We start from the raw sequence: 22,425 nt of genomic DNA, 5'->3' as shown, positions 1-22,425 counted from the left end.
GAGCCCATTACCGGAGCGACCCCGAGCCGCCACCGGTTGCGACATCTGCGCGGCGCTGCTGAAGCAGTGGTGTCAGGCGACGGAGGTGGGAGGCCAGGCGTACGACCCATCGCACGCTACGGACCTGGCAGTCGAGATCCGGCGGCACCCGCACGGACGGAGGCGGGCATCGTGACGAGAGCCATCGTCCGGCACGTCCCCCACACCATCAGGCAGCATCCGGACACGAAGGTGATGTTCGAGGCGTCCTGCCAGCGCTGTGCGTGGGACGCCGTGCCGTCGACGGACGCAGACGTCGTCGACGAGCAGTGCCTCGTCCATGCCGGCCGGAGCAACCACCGAGTGTTCCGGCGAGCCATGCTGAGCCACGCCTTTGTCGTTCGTGAGGGCGAGAGCGACAAGCCCCCGCCCGCCCCCTAGACCGCGCGTCCGCCGCTCGTCACGGTGCGACGCGTGGGAGCGGCGGAGGAGAGGTCGACATACCCGCCTCCGCCGCTTCAACCCCTGAGCCCCGTCTCCCACCCCCAGGGAGGCGGGGCTCTTTGCGTTCTGTCGGTCTATGTACTCAGGGCTTTGCTATCGAGCCCTCGATGGAGGTGAACATGGCGTCGGTGCGGTTGGGGAGCCCGGATTCACGCACGACCCGCACGGCGTCGGCGACGTACTCCCCGACGTCCTCGCCGACACCGAGCGGGGAGACGGAGAACGCGACGATCATGCGCTGACCGTGCCCTCGCGGCGGGCGCGGGCGGCGATGACGCCGTCGGCCTCGTAACTCTTGAGGAGCTTGTCGCCGTAGAGCCCGCCGAAGGGGATCAGGGACAGGACGAAGAAGAGGGCGACGCGCTTGACCGGCCACTTGGCCTTCATCCAGACGTCGAGCAGGAACACGGCGTAGATCACGAAGAGCGCACCGTGGATCATGCCGAGCGGCATCATCAGGAAGTCGATGTCCGAGACGCGGCTGAGGACCGAGCCGAAGAGGATCAGGGCGGGGAAGGACAGCGCCTCGGGAATCGAGATGAGGCGCAGCCGGTGCAGGGCGGAAGCGGTCTTGATGTCCACAGGGGCACCTTCGGTGGGAGGGTCGCGAGGGCTTGTGAACCGAGGCACAAGCCGCCCCCATTGTGGCATCGCGCCGGGGCGCCCCCGGCGGCGGGGGCCGCCCCGTCCGCCGGTGCGCGTATCGCCGCATATCAGCGCCGGTCCGCCCGCGCATCAGGGACGTAACGGTTCCGGGCCTCTGGCCGGGGTGCGGCGCGGACGGCTACCGTCGTCGCGTGGCGATGTTCCGACTCCAAGGCAGCAAGACGCTCGCCGTCGACCTGACGGGCGATGCCGTCAAGGCGAAGAACGGCTCGATGGTCGCGTACGACGGCCGGATGTCCTTCAAGAAGATGTCCGGCGGCGGTGAGGGGCTCCGCGGCATGGTGACCCGCCGGCTGACCGGCGAGCAGATGACGGTGATGGAGGTGTCCGGACAGGGCACCTGCTACTTCGCCGACCGGGCGAGCGAGATCAACCTGGTCTCGCTGCGCGGCGACACCCTGTACGTGGAGGCGAGCAATCTGCTGGCCACCGACGCCGGGCTGCGCACGGGCACGACGTTCACCGGGCTGCGCGGCGGGGCGAGCGGCAACGGCCTGTTCACCACCACCGTGGAGGGCACCGGGCAGGCGGCGATCATGTCGGACGGCACGGCGGTCCTGCTGCGGGTGTCCCCGCGGTATCCGCTGGTGGTCGACCCCGGCGCGTACATCGCCCACCAGGGGCGGCTTCAGCAGAACTTCCAGGCGGGGGTGACCTTCCGGACGCTGATGGGCGAGGGCTCCGGCGAGGCGTTCCAGATCCGCTTCGAGGGCGACGGCCTGGTCTATGTGCAGCCGAGCGAGCGCAACACCGTCGGAGGCGATGTCTGATGCCGTTCCGGGAGATCAACTCCAGGATGGTCGAGGCCACCCTGGCCCCGGGCCAGAAGCTGTTCAGCCAGCGCGGCGCGATGCTGGCATACCGGGGCGAGGTGTCCTTCACCCCGAACCTCCAGGGCGGCCAGGGCGGTGTCGCGTCGATGATCGGCCGCCGGGTGGCGGGCGAGTCGACGCCGCTGATGACGGTCGAGGGCTCGGGCACGGTGATGTTCGGCCACGGCGGCCACCACATCCAGGTGATCGAGCTGGCGGGCGACACCCTGTACGTGGAGGCCGACCGGCTGCTCGCGTTCGACGGGACGCTCCAACAGGGCACGATGTTCATGGGTTCGCAGGGCGGGGTGATGGGCATGGTGCGCGGTCAGGTGACCGGCCAGGGCCTGTTCACCACCACCCTCAAGGGGCACGGCGCGGTCGCGGTGATGGCGCACGGCGGGGTGATCGAGCTGCCGATCGTCCCGGGCCGGGACGTCCACGTCGATCCGCAGGCCTACGTCGCCCATCACGGTGACGTGCGGAACAAGCTGTCCACGGCCGTCGGCTGGCGGGACATGGTGGGGCGGGGCTCCGGCGAGGCGTTCCAGCTGGAGCTGAGCGGGAGTGGTGCGGTGTACGTCCAGGCCTCGGAGGAGAAGCTGTGAGCACGCCCGTGGTCCTCGACCCGATGACGCTGCCGTCGGACGACAACGTCAACTCCTACACCTTCTGCGTGGAGCTCAAGGGGAGCCGGTGGTTCCTGCAGAAGGGCAGGATGATCGCCTACTACGGGCAGATCCGGTTCGACGGCATCGGGCACGGCCGCTTCGAGCGGCTGGTGCGGTCCAGCTTCCACTCGCCACTGCACGCGAGCGACTGGGTGGTGGCCGAGGGCAGCGGGAAGATGCTGCTGGCGGACCGGGCGTTCGACGTCAACTCCTTCGACCTGGAGGACGGCAACCTCACCATCCGGTCCGGGAACCTGCTGGCGTACCAGCCGACGATGGCGCTGAAGCAGTCGATCGTGCCGGGGTTCGTGACGCTGATCGGCACGGGGAAGTTCGTGGCCGCGTCGAACGGCCCGGTGGTGTTCATGGAGCCGCCACTGCGGGTCGATCCGCAGGCGCTGGTGGGCTGGGCCGACTGCCCCTCCCCGTGCCACCACTACGACCACGGCTACATGACGGGCGTGATGGGCGGCATCCGGTCGCTCACGGGGATCGGCGGGACGTCGGGCGAGGAGCACCAGTTCGAGTTCGTCGGGGCGGGTACGGTGCTGCTCCAGTCGAGCGAGGCGCTGATGGCGGAGCAGGCGGTGGGCGCGGTCCCGAACGAGCCGGGCGTCCCGGGCGGCGGGGGTCACCCCGGATCCGCTCCGCGCATGCCCGGCCAGCTGGGGGACCTCCAGCGTCGCTTCGGGTTGTGAGCGGTAGTCTGCGGAGTGTGACGTCGAACGTCTGCGCCCAGCCGTCGGTGCTTGCCGACGGAGCTGTCGGCACTCCCGCGAGCCGGGGGTGCCGGTCGTCACACCCTCCATTTTCGTCCGGCTTTCAACTTCTTAGGTAGAATCCATATATGGAGACCGAGACGGCCACCCGTTGGCTGAGCGACACGGAGCAGTGCGCCTGGCGCACCCACCTGGACGTCAGCAGGCTGCTGATGCACCAACTGGAGAAGGACCTCCAGCCGTTCGGCCTGACCATGAACGACTACGAGATCCTGGTCAACCTCTCCGAATCGGATGACCAGCGCATGCGGATGAGCGACCTCGCCGCCGCCACCCTCCAGTCCAAGAGCCGGCTCTCGCACCAGGTCACCCGAATGGAGACCGCCGGACTGGTCCGCCGCACCCACTGCGAATCGGACCGGCGCGGACTGTTCGCGGTCCTCACCGAACAGGGGGCGGAGACCATGCGCAAGGTCGCCCCGCACCACGTCGACTCGGTGCGGCAGCACTTCATGGACCTGCTGTCCCCCGAGGCGCTCGCCGACCTGCACGCGGCGCTGGCCCCGATCGCGGAACACCTGCGCGGCAAGCGGGGCAAGCTGTAGGGCCCGGGGCCGTCAGGCGGAGCGGGGCAGCCACAACCGGAAGGCCGCACCGCCCTCGGCCGCCGAGTGCACCGTCAGCGTCCCGCCGTGGCGCGAGGCGACGTCCCGGGCGATGGCCAGCCCCAGTCCCGCGCCGCCGTCGTCCCGGCTGCGGGCGTCGTCGAGCCGGACGAACCGTTCGAAGATCCGCTCCCGCTCGTCCTCGGGAACGCCCGCCCCGTCGTCCCTGACCTCCACCCGTACGCCGCGCCCGTCGGCCGCCACCGACACCGCGACGCTCCCCTCGGCGTGCCGCTGGGCGTTGTCCAGCAGATTGCCGACCACCCGGGACAGCTGCCCGCGCGACCCGCTCACCTCGAACGCCCCGCCCTCCGGGGCTTCGACGCTCACCGCGATCCGGTCCCCGGTCCGCTGCGACGCCTCCTCCCGCACCAGCGCCCCCAGCTCCACCGTGGCGCTGCCGGGCTTCTCCCCCGCGTCCAGCCGGGCCAGCAGCAGCAGATCCGCCGCCAGCACCTGGAGCCGTACGGTGTCGGCGACCGCGCCCGGGAGGTCCAGCAGCTCCGGATGGGCCTCGGCCACCTCCAGCTGGGTGCGCAGCGAGGCGATCGGGGAGCGCAGCTCGTGCGAGGCGTCCGCGACGAACCGCCGCTGCCGCTCCACGGACGCCTCCAGGACGGTGAGCGTCTCGTTCGTCGTCCGGGCCAGCGCGGCGATCTCGTCCCGCGAACCGGGCTCCGGAACCCGGCGGGCCAGGTCCTCGGAGGCGGTGATCGCCGCCATCTCGCGGCGGATGCCCTCGACCGGCCGCAGGGCCCGGCGGGTCACCAGCCAGGTCACCCCGGCGACGACGACCAGGAGCAGCGGCAGCCCGGTGAGCATCGCCCCGCGCACCGTGTTCACCGCCTCCTGCTCGGCGGCGAGCGGTGCGCCCGCGTACACGGTCAGGGTCACGCCGTCGGAGGTGGTCGCCTCGACGGCGGCGAAGCGGTAGTCGGCGGTGGTGCGGTCGACGGTGGCGGTGCCGTCGGAGAAGTCCGGGTCGTCGGAGGAGACCTCGCTCCGGCCGGGGCGGCTGCCGTCATCGTCGTCGTCGGCGCTGTCGTCGTCGTCCCCGTCGCCCCCGTCGCCTTCGCCGGGCGACGGGGAGGCCCCCGCCGAGGCCGAGGGCACCGGGGTGACGCCGCTCGTGCCGGTGCCGGTGACGGCCCGCAGATCCTTGGAGACGATGACGACCCGGCCCTCCTCATCGGTCACCTGGACCGGGTGGTCCTCCTCGTCGTCCAGTTCCAGTTCGTCGTACGGCGTGCCCGTGGCCAGCTGTCCGGCCACCTCGCGCGCCGCCACCTCGGCCTGGAGGTCCGCCTGGTCGATCAGGTTGGCCCGCAGGACCAGGAGCACGGCGAGGCCGGCCGCCACCAGGGCGACGGCGACGACCAGGGTGGCACCGATGGCGGCCCTGGCCCGTACGGACCTCACTTCGCCTCCAGCCGGTAGCCCGCGCCGCGCACGGTACGGATGGCACTCGCGCCGAGCTTGCGGCGCAGGGTGGAGATGTAGACCTCGACGATGTTCGGATCGCCGTCGTAGGCGAAGTCCCAGACGTGCTCCAGGATCTCCGCCTTGCTGACGACCTGGCCCGCGCGCAGGGCGAGCTGTTCCAGCACCGCGAACTCCTTGGCGGTGAGCGCGATCTCGTCCTCGCCGCGGATCACCCGGCGGGCGGCGGTCTCGATGCGCAGGGACCCGACGGTCAGGACGGGCGCGGCGGTGCCGGCTCCCCGGCGGCGGAGCAGGGCGCGGACCCGGGCGACGAGGACGACATAGCTGAAGGGCTTGGTCAGGTAGTCGTCGGCCCCCGTGTCGAGCCCCTCGGCCTCGTCGTACTCGCCGTCCTTGGCGGTCAGCATGAGGATCGGCACCTCGTGGCCGGCGGCGCGCAGGTTCGAGCAGACGCGGTAGCCGTTCATGCCGGGCAGCATGATGTCGAGGATCAGCAGGTCGTAGGTGCCCTCACTCGCCCGGTGCAGCCCTTCGAGACCGTCGTGCACGACATCCACGGCGAAGCCCTCGGCGGTCAGTCCCCTGGCCAGGGACACCGCGAGTCGCTTCTCGTCCTCCACGATCAACAGGCGCATGCGCACAGCCTCGCAAACTCGACCTGAAGGCGCCTTCAGGTGGCTTCAGGTTGCGTTCAGCTACCTCCCGGCAGTGTGGGTCACGTCGAACAGCAGCAGCTCTCGGGAGGAACCCTCATGAAGCGCAACGTCACCATCGCAGCGATCACCGCGGCCGTTCTCATCGGCGGCACCACCGCCGCCACCGTCGCCTTCGCGGACGACGGTGACCGCCGGGGCGGCACGTCCACGCAGCAGCAGGGCGGCACGGACCGTGACGACCGCGACGACGACCGGTCCTACGCCGACGCGGGGGCCCCCCGGACGGACGGCGGCGCGAAGAGCACCCGGATCACCCTCGACCAGGCCGTCGCCGCCGCCCTGAAGAGCGTCCCGGGCACGGTCACCGAGGCCGAGCTGGACGATGACGACGACGACAACGACCGCGCGGTCTGGGAGCTGGACGTCCGCGGTTCCGACAAGAAGTGGCACGACGTGACGGTGGACGCCGCCAACGGCAAGGTCCTGAAGACCCGCGACGACGACAACGACGACCGTGACCGCCACGCGCCCCGCGCCTCCGCCGTCACCCTGAACCAGGCGGTGGACGCGGCTCTGAAGACCGCGCCGGGCAGCGTCACGTCGATCGACCTGGACGACGACGATGACGACAGCAGGGGCAACGTCCTGCGCTGGGACATCGACATCACGGGCAAGGACGGCAAGCAGCACGAGCTGCGCGTCGACGCGAAGACCGGCAAGGTCACCGTGGACAGCGACGACGACGGTGACGACGACCGGGACGACCGCGCGGACGACCGCAACGACGACCGGGACGACCGGGACGACGACGACAGCTGACCGCCGCCCGGCGCCCGGCGCCCGGCGCCTCCGGGGCGCCGCTCGCCGGGCCAAGCCGCGGCCGATGAAGGGCGTCCGGCGCAAGGCGGCTGACGAGAGGGGACGGCTGAGGCTCCGGGCGTCCCGACGCGCGCGTGGAGGCAGCCCGGCCCGCCTGCCGGGACACCCCCGGGCGGAAGAGGAAGGCCCCGGAACGGCCTGGGTGCCGTTCCGGGGCCTCCGTCGTATAGCTCAGGAGCCCCCCGTCAGCCCCGCCACCAGCTCATCGGCCGCCGCGTACGGGTCCAGGGTCCCTGCCACGATGCGCTCGGCCAGGACGTGCAGCCGGCGATCGCCGCGCAGGTCGGCGATCCTCTCCCGGAGCGCGGTGACGGCGATCGTCTCGACCTCGTGCGCGGCGCGGGCGGTGCGGCGCTCGGCCAGGACGCCGTGCTCCTCCATCCAGGCCCGGTGCTTCTCCAGGGCCTGGACGACCTCGTCCGTGCCCTGGCCCCGGGCGGCGACCGTCTTCACGATCGGGGGGCGCCAGTCGCCGGGGCCCCGGGACTCCCCGAGGCTCAGCATGTGGTTCAGCTCGCGGGCGGTGGCGTCCGCGCCGTCCCGGTCCGCCTTGTTGACCACGTACACGTCGCCGATCTCCAGGATCCCGGCCTTGGCCGCCTGGATGCCGTCGCCCATGCCCGGGGCGAGCAGCACGACGGAGGTGTCGGCCTGGGAGGCGATCTCCACCTCGGACTGGCCGACGCCGACCGTCTCGACGAGGACCACGTCGCAGCCCGCCGCGTCCAGCACCCGGATCGCCTGCGGCGCGGACCAGGCGAGGCCGCCCAGGTGGCCCCGGGTCGCCATCGAGCGGATGTAGACGCCCGGGTCGGAGACGTGGTCCGCCATCCGGATCCGGTCGCCCAGCAGCGCCCCGCCGGAGAACGGCGAGGACGGGTCGACGGCGAGGACGCCGACCCGCTTGCCCGCCCGGCGGTAGGCGGCGACCAGGGCCGAGGTGGAGGTGGACTTGCCGACGCCCGGCGAGCCCGTGAGCCCGACGACGTAGGCGTGGCCCGCCAGCGGCGCCAGCGCGGCCATCACCTCCCGCAGCTGCGGGGACGCCCCCTCCACCAGCGAGATCAGCCGGGCCACCGCACGCGGCCTGCCTGCTCGTGCCTGCTCGACCAGCGTGGGGACGTCCACGTCCACGTTCACCGCTCCGTTCGCCTTGCCCTGAATCCCTACGGGTACGACTACTTGCCCGGGACGCGGATGATCAGCGCGTCGCCCTGACCACCGCCGCCGCACAGCGCCGCCGCACCGGTGCCGCCGCCGCGCCGCTTCAGCTCCAGGGCGAGGTGCAGGACGATCCGGGCGCCGGACATCCCGATGGGGTGGCCGAGCGCGATGGCGCCGCCGTTGACGTTGACCTTGTCCGAGGTGACGCCCAGGTCCTTCATGGACTGGACGGCGACGGCCGCGAACGCCTCGTTGATCTCGATCAGGTCGAGGTCCTCGACGGTCAGGCCGTCCTTCTTCAGGGCGTGCCGGATGGCGTTCGAGGGCTGCGACTGGAGGGAGTTGTCGGGGCCCGCGACGTTTCCGTGGGCGCCGATCTCGGCGATCCAGTCGAGGCCCAGCTCCTGTGCCCTGGCCTTGCTCATCACGACGACCGCGGCGGCGCCGTCGGAGATCTGCGAGGAGGTGCCGGCGGTGATCGTGCCGTCCTTGGCGAAGGCCGGGCGCAGCTTGCCGAGGGTCTGGGCGGTCGTCTCGGCGCGGATGCCCTCGTCCTTGGCGAAGAGGACCGGGTCGCCCTTGCGCTGCGGGATCTCGACCGGGGTGATCTCCGCCTCGAAGAGGCCGTTCTTCTGGGCGGCGGCGGCCCGCTGGTGGGACTGCGCGCCGATCGCGTCCTGGGCGGCGCGGTCGAGCCCGAGGCGGCCGTTGTGCTTCTCGGTGGACTCTCCCATCGGGATGTTCTCGTACGCGTCGGTGAGACCGTCGTGCGCCATCGAGTCCAGCATCTCGATCGCGCCGTACTTGTGGCCCTCGCGGGACTTGGGGAGCAGGTGCGGGGCGTTGGTCATGGACTCCTGGCCGCCCGCGACCACCACGTCGAACTCCCCGGCGCGGATGAGCTGGTCGGCCAGCGCGATGGCGTCGAGCCCGGACAGGCACACCTTGTTGACGGTGAGCGCGGGGACGTTCATCGGGATGCCGGCCTTGACCGCGGCCTGCCGGGCGGGGATCTGGCCCGCGCCGGCCGTGAGCACCTGGCCCATGATCACGTACTGGACCTGGTCACCGCCGATGCCGGCCCGGTCGAGGGCCGCCTTGATGGCGAAGCCGCCGAGGTCGGCGCCCGAGAAGCTCTTGAGGGAGCCGAGGAGGCGGCCCATGGGCGTCCGGGCGCCCGCGACGATCACTGAGGTGGTGGTACCGGTCGTTGCTGGCATGGGCACGGCCCCTTGGGATCGGATGTGAACGAGGGTTTACCTGAATGTACTGAGCGGTGTCGCGCCCGTCATCCGGCAACCGGTGTGACGGCGCGCACGTTGCGTAACCATCGCGGTGGCGCTGCACTGGATCCATGCTGACGCGAATCGACCACATCGGGATCGCCTGTTTCGACCTGGACAGGACGGTCGAGTTCTACCGTGCCACGTACGGCTTCGAGGTGTACCACTCCGAGATCAACGAGGAGCAGGGCGTCCGGGAGGCGATGCTCAGGATCAACGGGACCTCGGACGGCGGGGCCTCCTACCTCCAACTGCTGGAGCCCACCCGGGAGGACTCCGCCGTGGGCAAGTGGCTGGCGAAGAACGGGGAGGGCGTGCACCACATCGCCTTCGGTACGGAGGACGTGGACGGGGACGCCGCGGACATCCGCGAGAAGGGCGTCCGGGTGCTGTACGACGAGCCCAGGACGGGGTCGATGGGGTCCCGGATCACGTTCCTGCACCCCAAGGACTGCCATGGCGTCCTCACCGAACTGGTCACGAGCAGGACGGAGCACTGACCACCGCATACCCGGCCCGGTAGAGTGGGCGATTCCGGGCCGGGGCCGGGTCGGGGGCGTTCCGCGTCCTCGTCGTTCGTCTGTCACCATTCCCGGGGGACTCACGTCGGCGAGCAGCTCGTGCGGAGAGTCGCGACCAGGGTAGGGGGCTCCCCCGCTCGAACGAAGTTGAGAGCTCGGGGAAGGATGGGACCGCGCAGTGCGGGGCTACGAACGCCAGGAGAGCCACCGAGCTGAAGACGACCATCTCTCGCGGTTCGAAGCCGAGATGGACCGGCTGAAGACCGACCGGGAGAAGGCCGTCCAGCACGCCGAGGACCTCGGCTACCAGGTCGAGGTCTTGCGTGCCAAGCTGCACGAGGCCCGGCGCAATCTCGCGACCCGTCCCGCCTACGACAGCGCGGACCTCGGCTACCAGGCCGAGCAGATGCTGCGGAACGCGCAGGTCCAGGCCGAGCAGATGCGCGGCGACGCCGAGCGCGAGCTGCGCGAGGCCCGTGCCCAGACGCAGCGGATCCTCCAGGAGCACGCCGAGCACCAGGCGCGCCTCCAGGCCGAGTTGCACACCGAGGCCGTCCAACGCAGGCAGCGGCTCGACCAGGAGCTGGCGGAGCGCCGCCAGACCGTCGAGTCGCACGTCAACGAGAACGTCGCCTGGGCCGAACAGCTCCGCGCCCGCACCGAGTCGCAGGCCCGCCGGCTGCTGGAGGAGTCCCGCGCCGAGGCCGAACAGGCGCTGGCCGCCGCCCGCGACGAGGCCGCCCGGCTGGCCGAGGAGACCCGTCGGCGCACCGGCTCGGAGACCGAGACCGCAAGGACCGAAGCCGAAGCGATCCTGCTGCGCGCCCGCAAGGACGCCGAGCGTCTCCTCGGGGCCGCCTCCGCCCAGGCGCAGGAGGCCACCAGCCACGCGGAGCAGCTGCGCTCCAGCACCACCGCGGAGACCGACCAGACCCGCCGGCGGACCGCCGAGCTGAGCCGGTCCGCCGAGCAGCGCCTCTCGGAGGCCGAGACCCGGCTGCGCGAGTCCCGCCTGGAGGCGGAGAAGCTCCTCTCCGAGGCGAAGGACGCCGCGGCCAAGCAGCTGGCCGCCGCCGAGTCGCAGAACGAACAGCGCACCCGTACGGCCAGGTCGGAGATCGCCCGGCTGGTCGGCGAGGCCACCAAGAGCACCGAGGCGCTGAAGGAGGAGGCCGAGCAGGCCCTCGTCGACGCCCGCGCCGAGGCGGAGCGACTGGTCGCCGAGGCGGGCGAGAAGGCCCGTACGGTCGCCGCCGAGGACGCCGCCGCCCAGCTGGCGAAGGCGGCCCGCAGCGCCGAGGAGGTGCTCACCAAGGCCTCCGAGGACGCGAAGTCGACGACGAAGGCGGCGAGCGAGGAGGCCGAGCGGATCCGCCGCGAGGCGGAGGCCGAGGCGGACCGGCTGCGCGGTGAGGCCGCCGAGCAGGCCGACGAGCTCAAGGGCGCGGCCAAGGACGACACCAAGGAGTACCGGGCCAAGACGGTCGAACTCCAGGAGGAGGCCCGCCGACTGCGCGGCGAGGCCGAGACGCTGCGCTCCGAGGCGGTCGCCGAGGGCGAGCGCATCCGGGGCGAGGCCCGCCGCGAGGCGGTCCAGCAGCTGGAGGAGGGCGCCCGTACCGCCGAGGAGCTGCTGACCGAGGCCCGCTCCGACGCGGACGAGCTGCGCACCAAGGCCAACGGCGAGAGCGAGCGCATCCGCACCGAGGCCGCCGAGCGGGCCGCGACCCTGCGCAAGCAGGCCGAGGAGACGCTGGAGCGCACCCGGACCGAGGCCGACCGGCTGCGGGCCGAGGCCGAGGAGCAGGCGGCGGCCGTCACGGAGGCGGCCGAGCGGGCCGCGACCGAGCTGCGCGAGGAGACCGAGCGCGGCGTCGCCGCCCGGCAGACCGAGGCCGCCGAGGAGCTGGCCCGGCTGCACACCGAGGCCGAGACCAGGCTCGCCGGCGCCGAGGAGGCGCTGGGCGAGGCCCGCACGGAGGCCGAGCGGATCCGCCGCGAGACGAACGAGGAGGCGGAGCGGCAGCGCGCCGAGGCCGCCGAGCGCGTACGGGCGCTGACCGAGCAGGCCGGGGCGGAGGCCGAGCGGCTGCGCGACGAGGCCGCCGCCGACGCCGCCCAGTCCCGTGCCGAGGGCGAGAGTGTCGCCGTACGGCTGCGCGGTGAGGCCGCCGCCGAGGCGGAGCGGCTCAAGTCCGAGGCGCAGGAGAGCGCGGGCCGGGTGCGCGCGGAGGCCGCGGCCGCCGCCGAGCGGGTCGCCGCCGAGGCCGCCGAGGCGCTGACCGCCGCCCAGGAGGAGGCCACGCGCCGGCGCCGGGAGGCCGAGGAGATCCTCGGCGCGGCCCGGACCGAGGCGGAGCAGGAGCGCGAGCGGGCCCGCGAGCAGAGCGAGGAGCTGCTCGCCTCCGCCCGCAAGCGGGTCGCGGAGGCCCAGGCCGAGGCGCACCGGCTCGTCGAGGAGGCGGACGCCCGGGCGACCGAGCTGGTCTCGGCGGCCGAGCAGAAGGCCCAGCAGGTACGGGACTCCGTCGCGGGGCTGCAGGAGCAGGCCGAGGAGGAGATCGCCCGGCTGCGCTCGACGGCGGAGCACGTCGCGGAGCGCACCCGGGGCGAGGCGCAGGAGGAGGCGGACCGGGTCCGCTCCGACGCGCACGCGGAGCGGGAGCGGGCCGCCGAGGACGCGGTTCGGCTGCGCCGGGAGGCGAACGAGGAGGCGGCCCGTCTCCGGCGGGAGGCCGAGGAGGAGACCGACGCCGCGAAGGCGCTGGCCGAGCGGACGGTCTCCGACGCGATCGGCGAGTCGGAGCGGCTGCGCGCGGACACCTCCGAGTACAGCCAGCGGATGCGCACCGAGGCGTCCGACGCGCTGGCGTCGGCGGAGCAGGACGCGTCGAAGGCACGCGCCGAGGCCCGGCAGGACGCCAACCGGATCCGTTCGGAGGCGGCGGCCCAGTCGGACCGGCTGGTGGCCGAGTCGGCCAACGAGAGCGAACGCGTCCGCAACGAGGCGGCCCAGGCCTCCGAGCAGCTCGTCGTCGAGGCCACCACGGAGGCCAACCGCCGCCGGGCCGAGTCCACCGAGCAGGCGGACCGGATGCTGGCCGAGGCGACCGGCGAGGCCGAGCGGCTGCGCGCGGAGGCGGCCGAGCGGCTCGGCTCCGCGCAGGAGCACGCGGCCCGCACCCACGAGGAGGCGACACGGCTGCGCGCGGAGGCGGAGTCGGCGTCCGAGGAGATGCGCTCGGAGGCCCGCCAGGAGGCGGACCGGCTGCTGGACGAGGCGCGTGAGGCTGCGGCCAAGCGCCGGGCGGACGCGGCCGAGCAGGCGGACCAGCTCATCAACAAGGCGCGGGAAGAGGCCCTTCGTACGGCCACCGAGGCCGAGGGGCAGTCCGACACGATGGTCGGCGCGGCCCGCAAGGAGGCCGTGCGCATCACCTCGGAGGCGACCGTCGAGGGAAACACCCTGGTCGAGCGCGCCCGTGCGGATGCCGACGAGCTGCTGGTCGGCGCCCGGCGCGACGCGACGGCGATCCGGGAGCGGGCCGAGGAGCTGCGGGCCCGGCTGGAGAGCGAGATCGAGGAGCTGCACGAGCGGGCCCGCCGGGAGACGTCCGAGCAGATGAGGACCGCCGGCGAGCGTGTCGACAATCTGATGAAGGCGGCGACCGAGCAGCGCGACGAGGCCGAGGCGAAGGCCAAGGAGCTGATGGCCCAGGCCAATTCGGAGGCGAGCAAGGTCCGTATCGCCGCGGTGAAACGGGCCGAGTCGCTGCTGAAGGAGGCCGAGGCCAAGAAGGCCGGGCTGATCCGCGAGGCGGAGAAGCTGCGTGCCGACGCCGAGGCCGAGGCCCAGCAGACGGTGGACGAGGGCAAGCGCGAGCTGGACGTCCTGGTGCGCAGGCGCGAGGACATCAACGCGGAGATCTCCCGTGTCCAGGATGTGCTCGAAGCGTTGGAGTCCTTCGAGGCTCCGACCGGGGGCGGGAAGTCGGCGGGCGGTTCCGCGGGAGGCGCCAAGGCCCCGGCGGCGGCGGGCACTCGATCGGGGGGCAAGTCGTCCGAGCGGTAACCGATCCGCGATGCGCCGTGTTTCGTCATGGACATTCAGCCTTCCGAGTGGCAAGCACTCCGGGGGTCAGCCACTCAAAAGGGGTGTCATTCTCCAGATCAAACCGGCATCTGCACGCTGACACGCCGCCATGGCCCCTAGGATTCCCCCTATCACCTCACCGGTCTCATTCGACAGGAACCCCATGAGTGACCCTTCCTCCCCCTTCGGCTTCGAGCTCGTGCGCCGTGGCTACGACCGCGGTCAGGTGGACGACCGCATCACCAAGCTCGTCGCCGACCGTGACAGTGCTCTGGCCCGAATCACCTCTCTGGAAAAGCGCATCGAGGAGCTGCACCTCGAAACGCAGAACGCCCAGGCCCAGGTAAACGACGCCGAGCCGTCGTACGCCGGTCTCGGCGCCCGTGTCGAGAAGATTCTCCGCCTCGCCGAGGAGGAGGCCAAGGACCTGCGCGAGGAGGCCCGTCGCGCGGCCGAGCAGCACCGGGAGCTCGCCGAGTCGGCGGCCCAGCAGGTGCGCAACGACGCCGAGTCGTTCGCCGCCGAGCGCAAGGCGAAGGCCGAGGACGAAGGCGTCCGGATCGTCGAGAAGGCCCAGGGCGAGGCGAACACGCTCCGCACCGACGCCCAGAAGGACGCCCAGCAGAAGCGTGAGGAGGCCGACGCCCTCTTCGAGGAGACCCGCGCCAAGGCCGCCCAGGCCGCGGCCGACTTCGAGACCAACCTCGCCAAGCGCCGCGAGCAGTCGGAGCGCGACCTCGCGTCCCGCCAGGCCAAGGCCGAGAAGCGTCTCGCCGAGATCGAGCACCGCGCCGAGCAGCTCCGCCTGGAGGCCGAGAAGCTCCGCACGGACGCCGAGCGCCGGGCCCGCCAGACGGTGGAGACCGCCCAGCGTCAGGCCGAGGACATCGTCGCCGACGCCAACGCCAAGGCCGACCGGATCCGCAGCGAGTCGGAGCGCGAGCTGGCGGCGCTCACCAACCGCCGCGACTCGATCAACGCGCAGCTGACCAACGTCCGCGAGATGCTGGCGACGCTGACCGGCGCCGCCGTGGCCGCCGCCGGCTCCCCGGTGGAGGACGAGTCCGCCACCCGCGGCGTCCCGGCCCAGCAGACCCGCTGACCCCCGGCACGTGTAATACCCCCGTGTGCGCCCGGTTCCGCCTTTGTGGTGGCGCCGGGCGCTCGGCCGTTCTAGCGTGAACGCATGATCGAGCTCGAGGGACTCACCAAGCGGTTCGGCAGCAAGGTCGCCGTCGATCATTTGTCGTGTCAGGTGAGACCGGGCATCGTGACCGGTTTCCTCGGCCCGAACGGGGCGGGCAAGTCCACCACGATGCGGATGATGCTCGATCTCGACAACCCGACCAGCGGTACGGTGCGCATCGACGGCAAGCACTACCGCGAACTCCAGGAACCGCTGAAGTACATCGGGGCACTCCTCGACGCCAAGGCGATGCACGGCGGCCGCAGCGCGTACAACAACCTGCTCTGCCTGGCGCAGAGCAACCGCATCCCGAGCAGCCGGGTCGACGAGGTGCTCGACATGGTCGGCCTGAGCGCGGTGGCGAAGAAGAAGTCCAAGGGGTTCTCCCTCGGCATGGGCCAGCGGCTCGGCATCGCGTCCGCGCTGCTCGGCGACCCCGAGATCCTGATGTTCGACGAGCCGGTCAACGGACTGGACCCCGAGGGCATCCACTGGATCCGCAATCTGATGAAGGCGCTCGCTTCGGAGGGCCGGACGATCTTCGTCTCGTCCCATCTGATGAGCGAAATGGCGCTGACCGCCGACCATTTGATCGTGATCGGCCAGGGCAGGCTGCTCGCCGACACCTCGATGGCGGACTTCATCCAGGAGAACTCCCGCAGTTACGCGCGGCTGCGCTCCCCGCAGCAGGAGCGGCTGCGCGACGTGCTGCACCAGGAGGGTTTCACCGTGGTCGAGACGGCGGGCGGCGTCCTGGAGATCGACGGCGCCACCACCGAGGAGTTGGGTGAGCTGGCAGCCCGGCACCAGCTGGTGCTGCACGAGCTGAGTTCCCAGCGGGCCTCCCTGGAGGAGGCGTTCATGCAGATGACCGCCGGCTCGGTGGAGTACCACGCCCATTCGGAACGGGACCCGGCGGCCGAACCACCAGCGGTGGGGGCCAACTGGGGCGAGAGCTGGAACAAGCCCGACGGCGCCGACGGCAAGGGGGCGTGACGACCATGGCATCAGTACCCGCGGTTCTCACCTCGGAATGGACCAAGATCCGGTCGGTCTCCTCGACCACCTGGACCCTCATCGCCGCGTTCGCCGTCACGGTCGGCCTCGCCGCGGGCTCCGGCGCCCTGGTGAATGCCACGTTCGACGACCTCTCCGAGGCCGAACGCCTCACCTTCGACCCGACCCTCGTCAGCTTCACCGGAATGACCTTCGGCCAGCTCGCCATGATCGTGTTCGGGGTGCTCGTCGTCAGTACCGAGTACAGCTCCGGCATGATCCGCACCTCACTGGCGGCCGTGCCGCAGCGGGGGACGCTCCTCCTCAGCAAGATCACCGTGGCCGGGGTGGTGGCGCTCCTGGTCGGCCTGCTCACCAGCTTCGTCTCGTTCTTCTTCGCCCAGGCCCTGCTGGGCGATCACGGCACCGATCTCGGCGAGGAGAACGTCCTGCGCGCGGTGGTCGGCGCGGGCCTCTACATGGGGCTGATCGCGATCTTCTCCATGGGCGTAGCGGCCATGCTGCGGAGTTCCGTGCTGGCGATCTGCATCCTGGTGACCCTCTTCCTCCTGATCTCGACCATCCTGAGCGTGGTGCCGTACGCCAAGGACGTCATCCGGTACTTCCCCGACAAGGCGGGGATGCGGATCATGCAGGTCGTCCCGGACGCGATGAACACCGACCCGGCCCCGTACGGCCCCTGGGCCGGGCTCGGGATCATGGTGCTCTGGGTGCTGGCGGCGGTGCTCGGCGGCTTCCTGGTCCTGAAGAAGCGGGACGCCTGAAGGGCGGGCCCCCGCCCATGTCCTGATCTGTGTGACGGCCCGCTCGCACGCAGTGCGCAACTTGGCCGGAACCGTCAGCGCCTGGTTATCCTCCTAACTCTTACGGGGGTGCGCGGCCGGGTGGCCCGAGCCCCGAACGACAGAGTGAGTCGATGGGGCTGGAGAATGATCGAGGCAGTCGGCCTGACCAAGCGCTACGGCGCGAAGACGGCCGTGGACGACCTTTCCTTCCAGGTGCGGCCGGGGGCCGTCACCGGGTTCCTCGGTCCCAACGGGTCGGGCAAGTCCACGACCATGCGCATGATCCTCGGCCTGGACCGCCCCACCGCAGGTCACGTCACGATCGGCGGCCACCCCTACCGCGACCTGCCGAACGCCCCGCGCCAGGTGGGCGCGCTTCTGGACGCCAAGGGCGTGCACGGCGGACGCACCGCCCGCAACCACCTGCTGTCCCTGGCCCAGCTGGCCGGCATCCCGGCGGCCCGGGTCGATGAGGTGCTGGGCGTCGTCGGCCTCCAGGACGTCGCCAAGCAGCGTTCCAAGGGCTTCTCGCTCGGGATGGGGCAGCGGCTCGGGATCGCGGCCGCGCTGCTCGGCGATCCGCAGGTGCTGCTGTTCGACGAGCCGGTCAACGGTCTCGACCCGGAGGGCATCCACTGGGTCCGCAATCTGATGAAGATGCTGGCCGCCGAGGGGCGCACGGTCTTCGTCTCGTCCCACCTGATGAGCGAGATGGCGCTGACCGCCGATCATCTGATCGTGATCGGGCGCGGCCGGCTGCTCTCCGACATGAGCGTCACGGACTTCATCTCCGCCAACTCCGCCGACTTCGCCCGGGTCCGGGTGCCCACGGACGGCCCCGAGGACCGGGAGAAGCTGACGGCCTCGCTCATCGAGGCGGGCGGCCGGGTCATGACGGAGCCGGGCGGGGCGCTGCGGGTCACCGGGCTGCCGCTGCCGAGGATCAGTGACCTGGCCCACGGGTGCGACGTACGGCTCTGGGAGCTGTCGCCGCACCAGGCCTCCCTGGAGGAGGCGTACATGCGCCTCACGCAGGGCCTGGTGGACTACCGCTCGACGGACGACGCCAAGGCGGGGCTGGTGGAGCCGCTCCCCCAGGACCCGTACGGGAGCGCCGAAAGCTTCGTGTACCCCGAGCCGGTGGAGGTGCCGCAGGACGGCTGGTACGCCCCGCCGCCGCCCGTTCCGGGCCGGAGCCCCGCACCCGTGGCGCCCTCACCCGCAGCAGAGCCCTCTTCCGCCGCCGCGGCCGGAGAACAGACGAGCAAGGATCTCCGATGACGACGCCGGCCACCCCGCAGGCCCACCAGCAGGCGCCGGACGCCGGCCTGCTGGGCTCCTACGTGTCGCCGATCCCGATCCGGCCCGCCACCCTCGGCGACGCGGTCGCCTCGGAGTGGACCAAGATCCGCTCGGTGCGCGCCACGATCTGGACGCTCGGCGTGATGATCGCGCTGATGCTGACGGTCGGGCCGGGCATCGCGCTGCTGCTCGCGGCGGACAGCAGCGGCGGCATGCCGAACGAGCCGGTCCTGGCCCTCGGCTTCTTCGGGGTGCTGCTGGGATCGATCTGTGTGATCACGCTCGGTGTGCTGACCATCGGATCCGAGTACAGCACCGGGATGATCCGTACGACGCTGACGGCCTGCCCGAGCCGGGTCCGGGTGCTCGCGGCGAAGGCGATCGTCCTCTCCTCCCTCGCCTTCGCGGTCACGACGGTGACCGCCGCGGTCGTGGCGGGGCTCCAGACCCTGATCCTGGACGGCCCCTCCGCTTCGGGCGGCGACTGGGCGCTCGCCACGGCCGGCGTCGGGCTCTATCTCGCGGCCCTCGGTCTGTTGTCGCTCGGGGTCGGCGCGATCGTGCGGCACTCGGCGGGCGCGATCACCATCATGGTCGGCGTTGTGCTGGCGCCCCTGGTGCTCGCGCTGTTCATGTTCGCCAACAGCCTGCGGGGTCTTCAGCGCTTCCTGATCGACTACTCGATCCCCAACCAGATCGGCGGACTGTACGGCACGACGATGACCAGTACCGGCCCGTCGGGCTGGGAGCCGCTGCTGCTGATGCTGTGCCTGGCCGCCGCGGCGCTGGGCGGGGCCGTCGTGATACTGAACCGGCGCGACGTCTGAGGGGCCGAGCGACGTGTGAGGGGCCGAGCGACGTCCGAGGGTGCCGGTCGGCCTCAGTGGCGCGGGGCGTTACGGGACCGCTGCACCCTGGTGGTGCGGCGGTCCTTCGCGTTCCAGCACGCCTTGTGCCAGTGCCTGCGGTCGTCGATGCCGCCGAACTCGGGCCAGGTCACGAGGTGCGGGACCCCGGAGGGGATCTCCTGGTCGCAGCCGGGGCAGCGGTACCGCTTGCCCTGGGAGCTCGCGCCGCTCACCGGGCGCACCGACCACTCCTCGCCCTGCCAGCTCTCGGTGGCCCCTCCCCCGCCGTATCTGCCGGGCGCCGAGCCGGGGCGTTCGTCGGGACTCTCGCCGCCGCGGGGGCGGTTTCGGCGCGGGGACACAGAACACCTCACGGGGCGGATCGGACACGGTACCGCCCAAGCCTAGAGCCTGGTGTCGGGGGCGGCGGCCGGGCTGTCCGGCACCCCTGTTCGGCAGTGGGGTGAGTTAGCGGAAAATCGCAACAACTTCCTCCTGGAGCGTGCCTTTGGCACGTGTCAGACGTTGTTGCCGGTGGGGGAGAAACGCGTCGGCCGCAAGGAGGCAATAGGCGATGCGCATCGGAACGTTCGTTCTGGCAGCCCAGTTCCCGGGACAGGGGCCTGGTGAGGCCCTGCACCGGGCCGTCCGGTCCACCGAGGCCGCGGAGGAGAGCGGTCTCGACTCGGTCTGGCTGGCCGAGCACCACTTCGTGCCGTACGGGGTCTGCCCGTCCGCGACCACGCTGGCGGCGCTGCTGCTGGGCCGGACCCGCAGAATCCGGGTCGGCACGGCGGTCAGCGTGCTGCCCAACCACCACCCGGTCGCGCTCGCCGAGCAGGCCGCGCTGCTGCATCTGACCAGCGGCGGACGCTTCTCGCTCGGAGTGGGGCGGGGCGGCCCGTGGGTGGACCTGGAGGTGTTCGGCGGCGGTCTCGACGCGTACGAGAACGGCTTCCCCGAGGCGCTCGGGCTGGTGCTCGACTGGCTGCGGGAGCCCCGCGTCGCGGGGCGCGGCGAGCGGTTCGGCTTCCGTGAGGTGGCGGTGGTGCCGCGCGCGGACGAGCTGCTGGAAGGCCCGGCGGACGCGGCGGGGCCCGAGGTCGTCGTGGCGTGCACCTCGCCGAAGAGCGTGCGGCTCGCGGCCCGTCAGGCGCTTCCGATGCTGCTGGGCATGCACTGCGGGGACGAGGAGAAGGCGGAGATGGTCGCCCTGTGGCGGACGGCCGCCCGGGAGGCCTGCCATCCGCCCGAGGTGGTGGAGGGGGCCGCACATGTGTCCGCCGGGGTGGCCCAGATCGAGGACGGCGCCGGGGAGGCCACGGAGATGCTGGTGAAGTCGATGCCCGGCTGGCTGCGCCAGGGGCTCGACGCCCATGTCACCGTCGACGACAGGCACCGGGTGATGCGGGACCCGGTCGCGTACACGGAACTGCTGTGCGGGTTGCACCCGGTGGGCCCGCCGCGGCTGGCGGCCGACCGGCTGGCGGCCACCGCCGAGCGCACCGGGATCACGCGCTTCGCCCTCCTCGTGGAGGGGTCGGGCGATCTCGCGGCGACCGAGGAGAACGTCCGGCGGCTGGGCGCCGACGTCCTGCCACTGCTCACCTGACCTGCGCATGCCGGTGTTTCCTCGGAGGCATCTGGCAGCCGGGATCGGTGGGACTAGTGGTGCGGTGGTGCGGGAGCTGCCGCCCCGGAGCCAGTTGCACCTCCCGCGGCCCGGGACGGCAGCAGAAGCGTTCAGCAGTCCCGAAGTACGGGCGACTGGTTGAGCAACTGGCCCCTCACCGAAGTGAACTTGGCCAGTCGGTCGTCGACCGAGGCGTCCAGCGGGAACACCGCGACGCGGTGGCAGTTCTGGAATGCGATGCGCACTCCGAAGTGCCGCTGGAGCGCGCCGCGGATCGCATCACTCGCGAGCGCGCGCAGCAGCTGACCACGTGCCTGCTCGTCCGGCGGCGGCGTCTGGTTGTCGGCGAACTGTCCGCCGTCGACCTTCAGCTGAGCCACCAACGAGCTGATCATCTCCCATGCGAAGGGCAGGGAGGTCCGGACGCAGTCGACGAAGTCGGCTTCGTCGACCTCGCCTCGCTCGGCCTGTTCCAACAGCGCCGGTGAGACGTCGAGCGACATGGGTTCTCCTCTCGCGACCCCGGGCGATGGCCGGGGCCTTACGGGCAGGGAAGGGGGGCGGCGACGACGCAGCGTGCACGGACGGCGACCTCCTGCTTCCACGGTAAGCGCGCAGTCGGGGCCGCACCAGGAGATTGGGAACACAACCGGCCAATAACGAAGGGGCGCAAAGAGGGGCAAGCCCGCTCGGTCGCGATCCGGTGTGCACCGAGTGACAGGGGGCGACGGGTGGGGAAATCGCGCCGAGCCCCCGTCGTCGAGTAGCGTTGCCGACCATGCGTCTCGTCATCGCCCGTTGCTCCGTGGACTACGCGGGCCGGCTCACAGCCCACCTGCCCTCCGCCCCCCGACTGATCCTGGTGAAGGCGGACGGAAGCGTCTCCATCCACGCCGACGACCGGGCGTACAAACCGCTCAACTGGATGTCCCCGCCGTGCACCCTGAAGGAGGGCGCCGATGGTGAGGAAGGCGTCTGGACCGTGGTGAACAAGGCGGGCGAAAAACTGATCATCACGATGGAGGAAGTCCTCCACGACTCGTCGTACGAGCTGGGCGTCGACCCGGGGCTCATCAAGGACGGCGTGGAAGCGCACCTCCAGGAGCTGCTCGCGGACCGGATCGAGATCCTCGGCGAGGGTCACACCCTGATCCGCCGCGAATACCCCACCGCCATCGGCCCGGTGGACATCCTGTGCCGGGACGCGAACGGGCAGACGGTGGCCGTGGAGCTGAAGCGGCGCGGTGACATCGACGGCGTGGAGCAGCTGACGCGCTATCTGGAGCTGCTGAACCGCGACCCGCACCTCGCGCCGGTCCGGGGCGTCTTCGCCGCGCAGGAGATCAAGCCGCAGGCCCGGGTGCTGGCGACGGACCGCGGTATCGGCTGCCTGGTCCTGGACTACGACGCGATGCGGGGCATCGAGGACGACAAACTGCGGCTGTTCTGAGCGACGGCGAGCAACGGCGTCAACGGGGCCGGGGGGGGGGCCCGGGCGCGGGGGGCGCCCCGCCCCCCCGGGGGGGGGCCCCCCCCCCGGGCCGGCCCCCCCGGGGGGGGCCCCGGCCGGGGCCCGGGGGCCGGGGGCCCCCCCCGGGA

22 protein-coding genes and 1 pseudogene are annotated in these 22,425 nt (G+C 71.8%); 15 read left to right on the top strand and 8 right to left on the bottom strand.

The annotated features are described in order from the left end of the window. The first annotated feature begins 171 nt into the window (after positions 1–171). Positions 172–420, top strand: coding sequence for a hypothetical protein (locus ACIRJT_RS20990; protein ID WP_403911264.1), 249 nt, complete (start codon positions 172–174; stop codon positions 418–420). 163 nt (positions 421–583) lie between these two features. Here the strand turns inward: ACIRJT_RS20990 and ACIRJT_RS20985 are convergent. Both ACIRJT_RS20985 and ACIRJT_RS20980 read right to left on the bottom strand, forming a co-directional pair. After that, positions 584–718: pseudogene (locus tag ACIRJT_RS20985) on the bottom strand (MTH1187 family thiamine-binding protein); the annotation flags it as partial. Beyond that, entirely contained in the window at positions 715–1,065 is a 351-nt protein-coding gene (locus tag ACIRJT_RS20980) for a DUF3817 domain-containing protein (RefSeq protein ID WP_403911262.1), read from the bottom strand. The gene ACIRJT_RS20980 and the pseudogene ACIRJT_RS20985, both read right to left, overlap by 4 nt. 221 nt (positions 1,066–1,286) lie before the next feature. Between ACIRJT_RS20980 and ACIRJT_RS20975 the strand changes: the two genes are divergently transcribed. The 4 genes from ACIRJT_RS20975 (at position 1,287) to ACIRJT_RS20960 (ending at position 3,956) form a co-directional block, all read left to right on the top strand. Continuing rightward, on the top strand, positions 1,287–1,919 hold the full coding sequence (locus ACIRJT_RS20975; RefSeq protein ID WP_403911559.1) for an AIM24 family protein: 633 nt from the start codon (positions 1,287–1,289) through the stop codon (positions 1,917–1,919). Then, positions 1,919–2,569: an AIM24 family protein gene (locus ACIRJT_RS20970; RefSeq protein ID WP_403911260.1), complete on the top strand. Its 651-nt coding sequence runs from the start codon at positions 1,919–1,921 to the stop codon at positions 2,567–2,569. The genes ACIRJT_RS20975 and ACIRJT_RS20970 overlap by 1 nt, the downstream gene beginning before the upstream one ends. After that, complete coding sequence (locus tag ACIRJT_RS20965; protein ID WP_403911258.1) at positions 2,566–3,330, top strand: AIM24 family protein; 765 nt, start codon at positions 2,566–2,568, stop codon at positions 3,328–3,330. The genes ACIRJT_RS20970 and ACIRJT_RS20965 overlap by 4 nt, the downstream gene beginning before the upstream one ends. Before the next feature lie 149 nt (positions 3,331–3,479). Further along, positions 3,480–3,956 carry a MarR family winged helix-turn-helix transcriptional regulator gene (locus tag ACIRJT_RS20960; RefSeq protein ID WP_403911256.1) on the top strand — a complete coding sequence of 159 codons (477 nt, stop codon included), beginning with the start codon at positions 3,480–3,482 and terminating at the stop codon, positions 3,954–3,956. A 12-nt stretch (positions 3,957–3,968) separates the two neighbouring features. Here the strand turns inward: ACIRJT_RS20960 and ACIRJT_RS20955 are convergent, their stop codons facing one another. Together ACIRJT_RS20955 and ACIRJT_RS20950 are read right to left on the bottom strand one after the other, a co-directional pair. After that, positions 3,969–5,435, bottom strand: coding sequence for a sensor histidine kinase (locus ACIRJT_RS20955; protein ID WP_403911254.1), 1,467 nt, complete (start codon positions 5,433–5,435; stop codon positions 3,969–3,971). Further along, positions 5,432–6,094, bottom strand: a complete 663-nt coding sequence (locus ACIRJT_RS20950) for a response regulator transcription factor (RefSeq protein ID WP_403911252.1) — start codon at positions 6,092–6,094, stop codon at positions 5,432–5,434. The genes ACIRJT_RS20955 and ACIRJT_RS20950 overlap by 4 nt, the downstream gene beginning before the upstream one ends. Positions 6,095–6,211: 117 nt before the next feature. On the opposite strand from ACIRJT_RS20950, the gene ACIRJT_RS20945 reads away from it, so the two are divergent. Further along, on the top strand, positions 6,212–6,934 hold the full coding sequence (locus ACIRJT_RS20945; protein ID WP_403911250.1) for a PepSY domain-containing protein: 723 nt from the start codon (positions 6,212–6,214) through the stop codon (positions 6,932–6,934). A gap of 231 nt (positions 6,935–7,165) precedes the next feature. Here the strand turns inward: ACIRJT_RS20945 and meaB are convergent, their stop codons facing one another. Next, positions 7,166–8,134: a methylmalonyl Co-A mutase-associated GTPase MeaB gene (meaB, locus tag ACIRJT_RS20940; RefSeq protein WP_403911248.1), complete on the bottom strand. Its 969-nt coding sequence runs from the start codon at positions 8,132–8,134 to the stop codon at positions 7,166–7,168. Positions 8,135–8,172: 38 nt separating this feature from the next. Beyond that, on the bottom strand, positions 8,173–9,378 hold the full coding sequence (locus tag ACIRJT_RS20935) for an acetyl-CoA C-acetyltransferase (protein WP_403911246.1): 1,206 nt from the start codon (positions 9,376–9,378) through the stop codon (positions 8,173–8,175). Between the two features lie 134 nt (positions 9,379–9,512). Between ACIRJT_RS20935 and mce the strand changes: the two genes are divergently transcribed. From mce to ACIRJT_RS20900, 7 genes are all read left to right on the top strand, one after another. Further along, positions 9,513–9,941, top strand: coding sequence for a methylmalonyl-CoA epimerase (mce, locus tag ACIRJT_RS20930; protein WP_007452419.1), 429 nt, complete (start codon positions 9,513–9,515; stop codon positions 9,939–9,941). Positions 9,942–10,140: 199 nt separating this feature from the next. Then, a complete protein-coding gene (gene scy, locus ACIRJT_RS20925; protein WP_403911244.1) occupies positions 10,141–14,034 on the top strand; it encodes a polarized growth protein Scy in 3,894 nt (1,297 codons plus the stop codon). Positions 14,035–14,218: 184 nt separating this feature from the next. Further along, a complete protein-coding gene (locus ACIRJT_RS20920; protein ID WP_402014763.1) occupies positions 14,219–15,157 on the top strand; it encodes a cellulose-binding protein in 939 nt (312 codons plus the stop codon). An 84-nt stretch (positions 15,158–15,241) separates the two neighbouring features. After that, the gene (locus tag ACIRJT_RS20915; RefSeq protein ID WP_403911243.1) at positions 15,242–16,237 is read left to right on the top strand and encodes an ABC transporter ATP-binding protein; all 996 of its coding nucleotides are present in this window, start codon (positions 15,242–15,244) and stop codon (positions 16,235–16,237) included. A gap of 5 nt (positions 16,238–16,242) precedes the next feature. Further along, positions 16,243–17,022 (top strand): ABC transporter permease subunit, encoded by a 780-nt coding sequence (locus ACIRJT_RS20910; protein ID WP_403911241.1) that lies wholly within the window; start codon positions 16,243–16,245, stop codon positions 17,020–17,022. Between the two features lie 165 nt (positions 17,023–17,187). Then, on the top strand, positions 17,188–18,324 hold the full coding sequence (locus tag ACIRJT_RS20905; RefSeq protein WP_403911239.1) for an ABC transporter ATP-binding protein: 1,137 nt from the start codon (positions 17,188–17,190) through the stop codon (positions 18,322–18,324). Then, positions 18,321–19,172 carry an ABC transporter permease gene (locus tag ACIRJT_RS20900; protein WP_403911237.1) on the top strand — a complete coding sequence of 284 codons (852 nt, stop codon included), beginning with the start codon at positions 18,321–18,323 and terminating at the stop codon, positions 19,170–19,172. The genes ACIRJT_RS20905 and ACIRJT_RS20900 overlap by 4 nt, the downstream gene beginning before the upstream one ends. A gap of 53 nt (positions 19,173–19,225) precedes the next feature. Here the strand turns inward: ACIRJT_RS20900 and ACIRJT_RS20895 are convergent, their stop codons facing one another. After that, positions 19,226–19,555, bottom strand: coding sequence for an ATP/GTP-binding protein (locus tag ACIRJT_RS20895; protein WP_403911235.1), 330 nt, complete (start codon positions 19,553–19,555; stop codon positions 19,226–19,228). A 212-nt stretch (positions 19,556–19,767) separates the two neighbouring features. Between ACIRJT_RS20895 and ACIRJT_RS20890 the strand changes: the two genes are divergently transcribed. After that, a complete protein-coding gene (locus ACIRJT_RS20890; RefSeq protein ID WP_403911233.1) occupies positions 19,768–20,805 on the top strand; it encodes an LLM class flavin-dependent oxidoreductase in 1,038 nt (345 codons plus the stop codon). A 131-nt stretch (positions 20,806–20,936) separates the two neighbouring features. Here the strand turns inward: ACIRJT_RS20890 and ACIRJT_RS20885 are convergent, their stop codons facing one another. Further along, positions 20,937–21,329 (bottom strand): SCO5389 family protein, encoded by a 393-nt coding sequence (locus ACIRJT_RS20885; protein WP_403911232.1) that lies wholly within the window; start codon positions 21,327–21,329, stop codon positions 20,937–20,939. Between the two features lie 275 nt (positions 21,330–21,604). On the opposite strand from ACIRJT_RS20885, the gene nucS reads away from it, so the two are divergent. Next, positions 21,605–22,276 (top strand): endonuclease NucS, encoded by a 672-nt coding sequence (gene nucS / locus ACIRJT_RS20880; protein WP_030579851.1) that lies wholly within the window; start codon positions 21,605–21,607, stop codon positions 22,274–22,276. Positions 22,277–22,425: the final 149 nt, after the last annotated feature.

The sequence above is a fragment of the Streptomyces sp. NPDC102283 genome, assembly GCF_044766265.1.
In the GTDB taxonomy this organism is placed as follows: domain Bacteria; phylum Actinomycetota; class Actinomycetes; order Streptomycetales; family Streptomycetaceae; genus Streptomyces.
The sequence above is the reverse complement of the archived record's forward strand: the minus strand, read 5'-3'. Positions and strand labels throughout refer to the sequence as shown.

Bases quoted from the DNA above. Each gene is read 5' to 3' on its own strand.
- ACIRJT_RS20920 (WP_402014763.1), top strand. From the start codon at position 14,219: ATGAGTGACCCTTCCTCCCCCTTCGGCTTCGAGCTCGTGCGCCGTGGC.
- ACIRJT_RS20945 (WP_403911250.1), top strand. From the start codon at position 6,212: ATGAAGCGCAACGTCACCATCGCAGCGATCACCGCGGCCGTTCTCATC.
- ACIRJT_RS20890 (WP_403911233.1), top strand. From the start codon at position 19,768: ATGCGCATCGGAACGTTCGTTCTGGCAGCCCAGTTCCCGGGACAGGGG.
- mce (WP_007452419.1), top strand. From the start codon at position 9,513: ATGCTGACGCGAATCGACCACATCGGGATCGCCTGTTTCGACCTGGAC.
- ACIRJT_RS20905 (WP_403911239.1), top strand. From the start codon at position 17,188: ATGATCGAGGCAGTCGGCCTGACCAAGCGCTACGGCGCGAAGACGGCC.
- ACIRJT_RS20885 (WP_403911232.1), bottom strand. From the start codon at position 21,329: ATGTCGCTCGACGTCTCACCGGCGCTGTTGGAACAGGCCGAGCGAGGC.
- ACIRJT_RS20970 (WP_403911260.1), top strand. From the start codon at position 1,919: ATGCCGTTCCGGGAGATCAACTCCAGGATGGTCGAGGCCACCCTGGCC.
- nucS (WP_030579851.1), top strand. From the start codon at position 21,605: ATGCGTCTCGTCATCGCCCGTTGCTCCGTGGACTACGCGGGCCGGCTC.
- ACIRJT_RS20900 (WP_403911237.1), top strand. From the start codon at position 18,321: ATGACGACGCCGGCCACCCCGCAGGCCCACCAGCAGGCGCCGGACGCC.
- ACIRJT_RS20975 (WP_403911559.1), top strand. From the start codon at position 1,287: ATGTTCCGACTCCAAGGCAGCAAGACGCTCGCCGTCGACCTGACGGGC.
- ACIRJT_RS20910 (WP_403911241.1), top strand. From the start codon at position 16,243: ATGGCATCAGTACCCGCGGTTCTCACCTCGGAATGGACCAAGATCCGG.
- ACIRJT_RS20915 (WP_403911243.1), top strand. From the start codon at position 15,242: ATGATCGAGCTCGAGGGACTCACCAAGCGGTTCGGCAGCAAGGTCGCC.
- ACIRJT_RS20960 (WP_403911256.1), top strand. From the start codon at position 3,480: ATGGAGACCGAGACGGCCACCCGTTGGCTGAGCGACACGGAGCAGTGC.
- ACIRJT_RS20935 (WP_403911246.1), bottom strand. From the start codon at position 9,378: ATGCCAGCAACGACCGGTACCACCACCTCAGTGATCGTCGCGGGCGCC.
- ACIRJT_RS20950 (WP_403911252.1), bottom strand. From the start codon at position 6,094: ATGCGCCTGTTGATCGTGGAGGACGAGAAGCGACTCGCGGTGTCCCTG.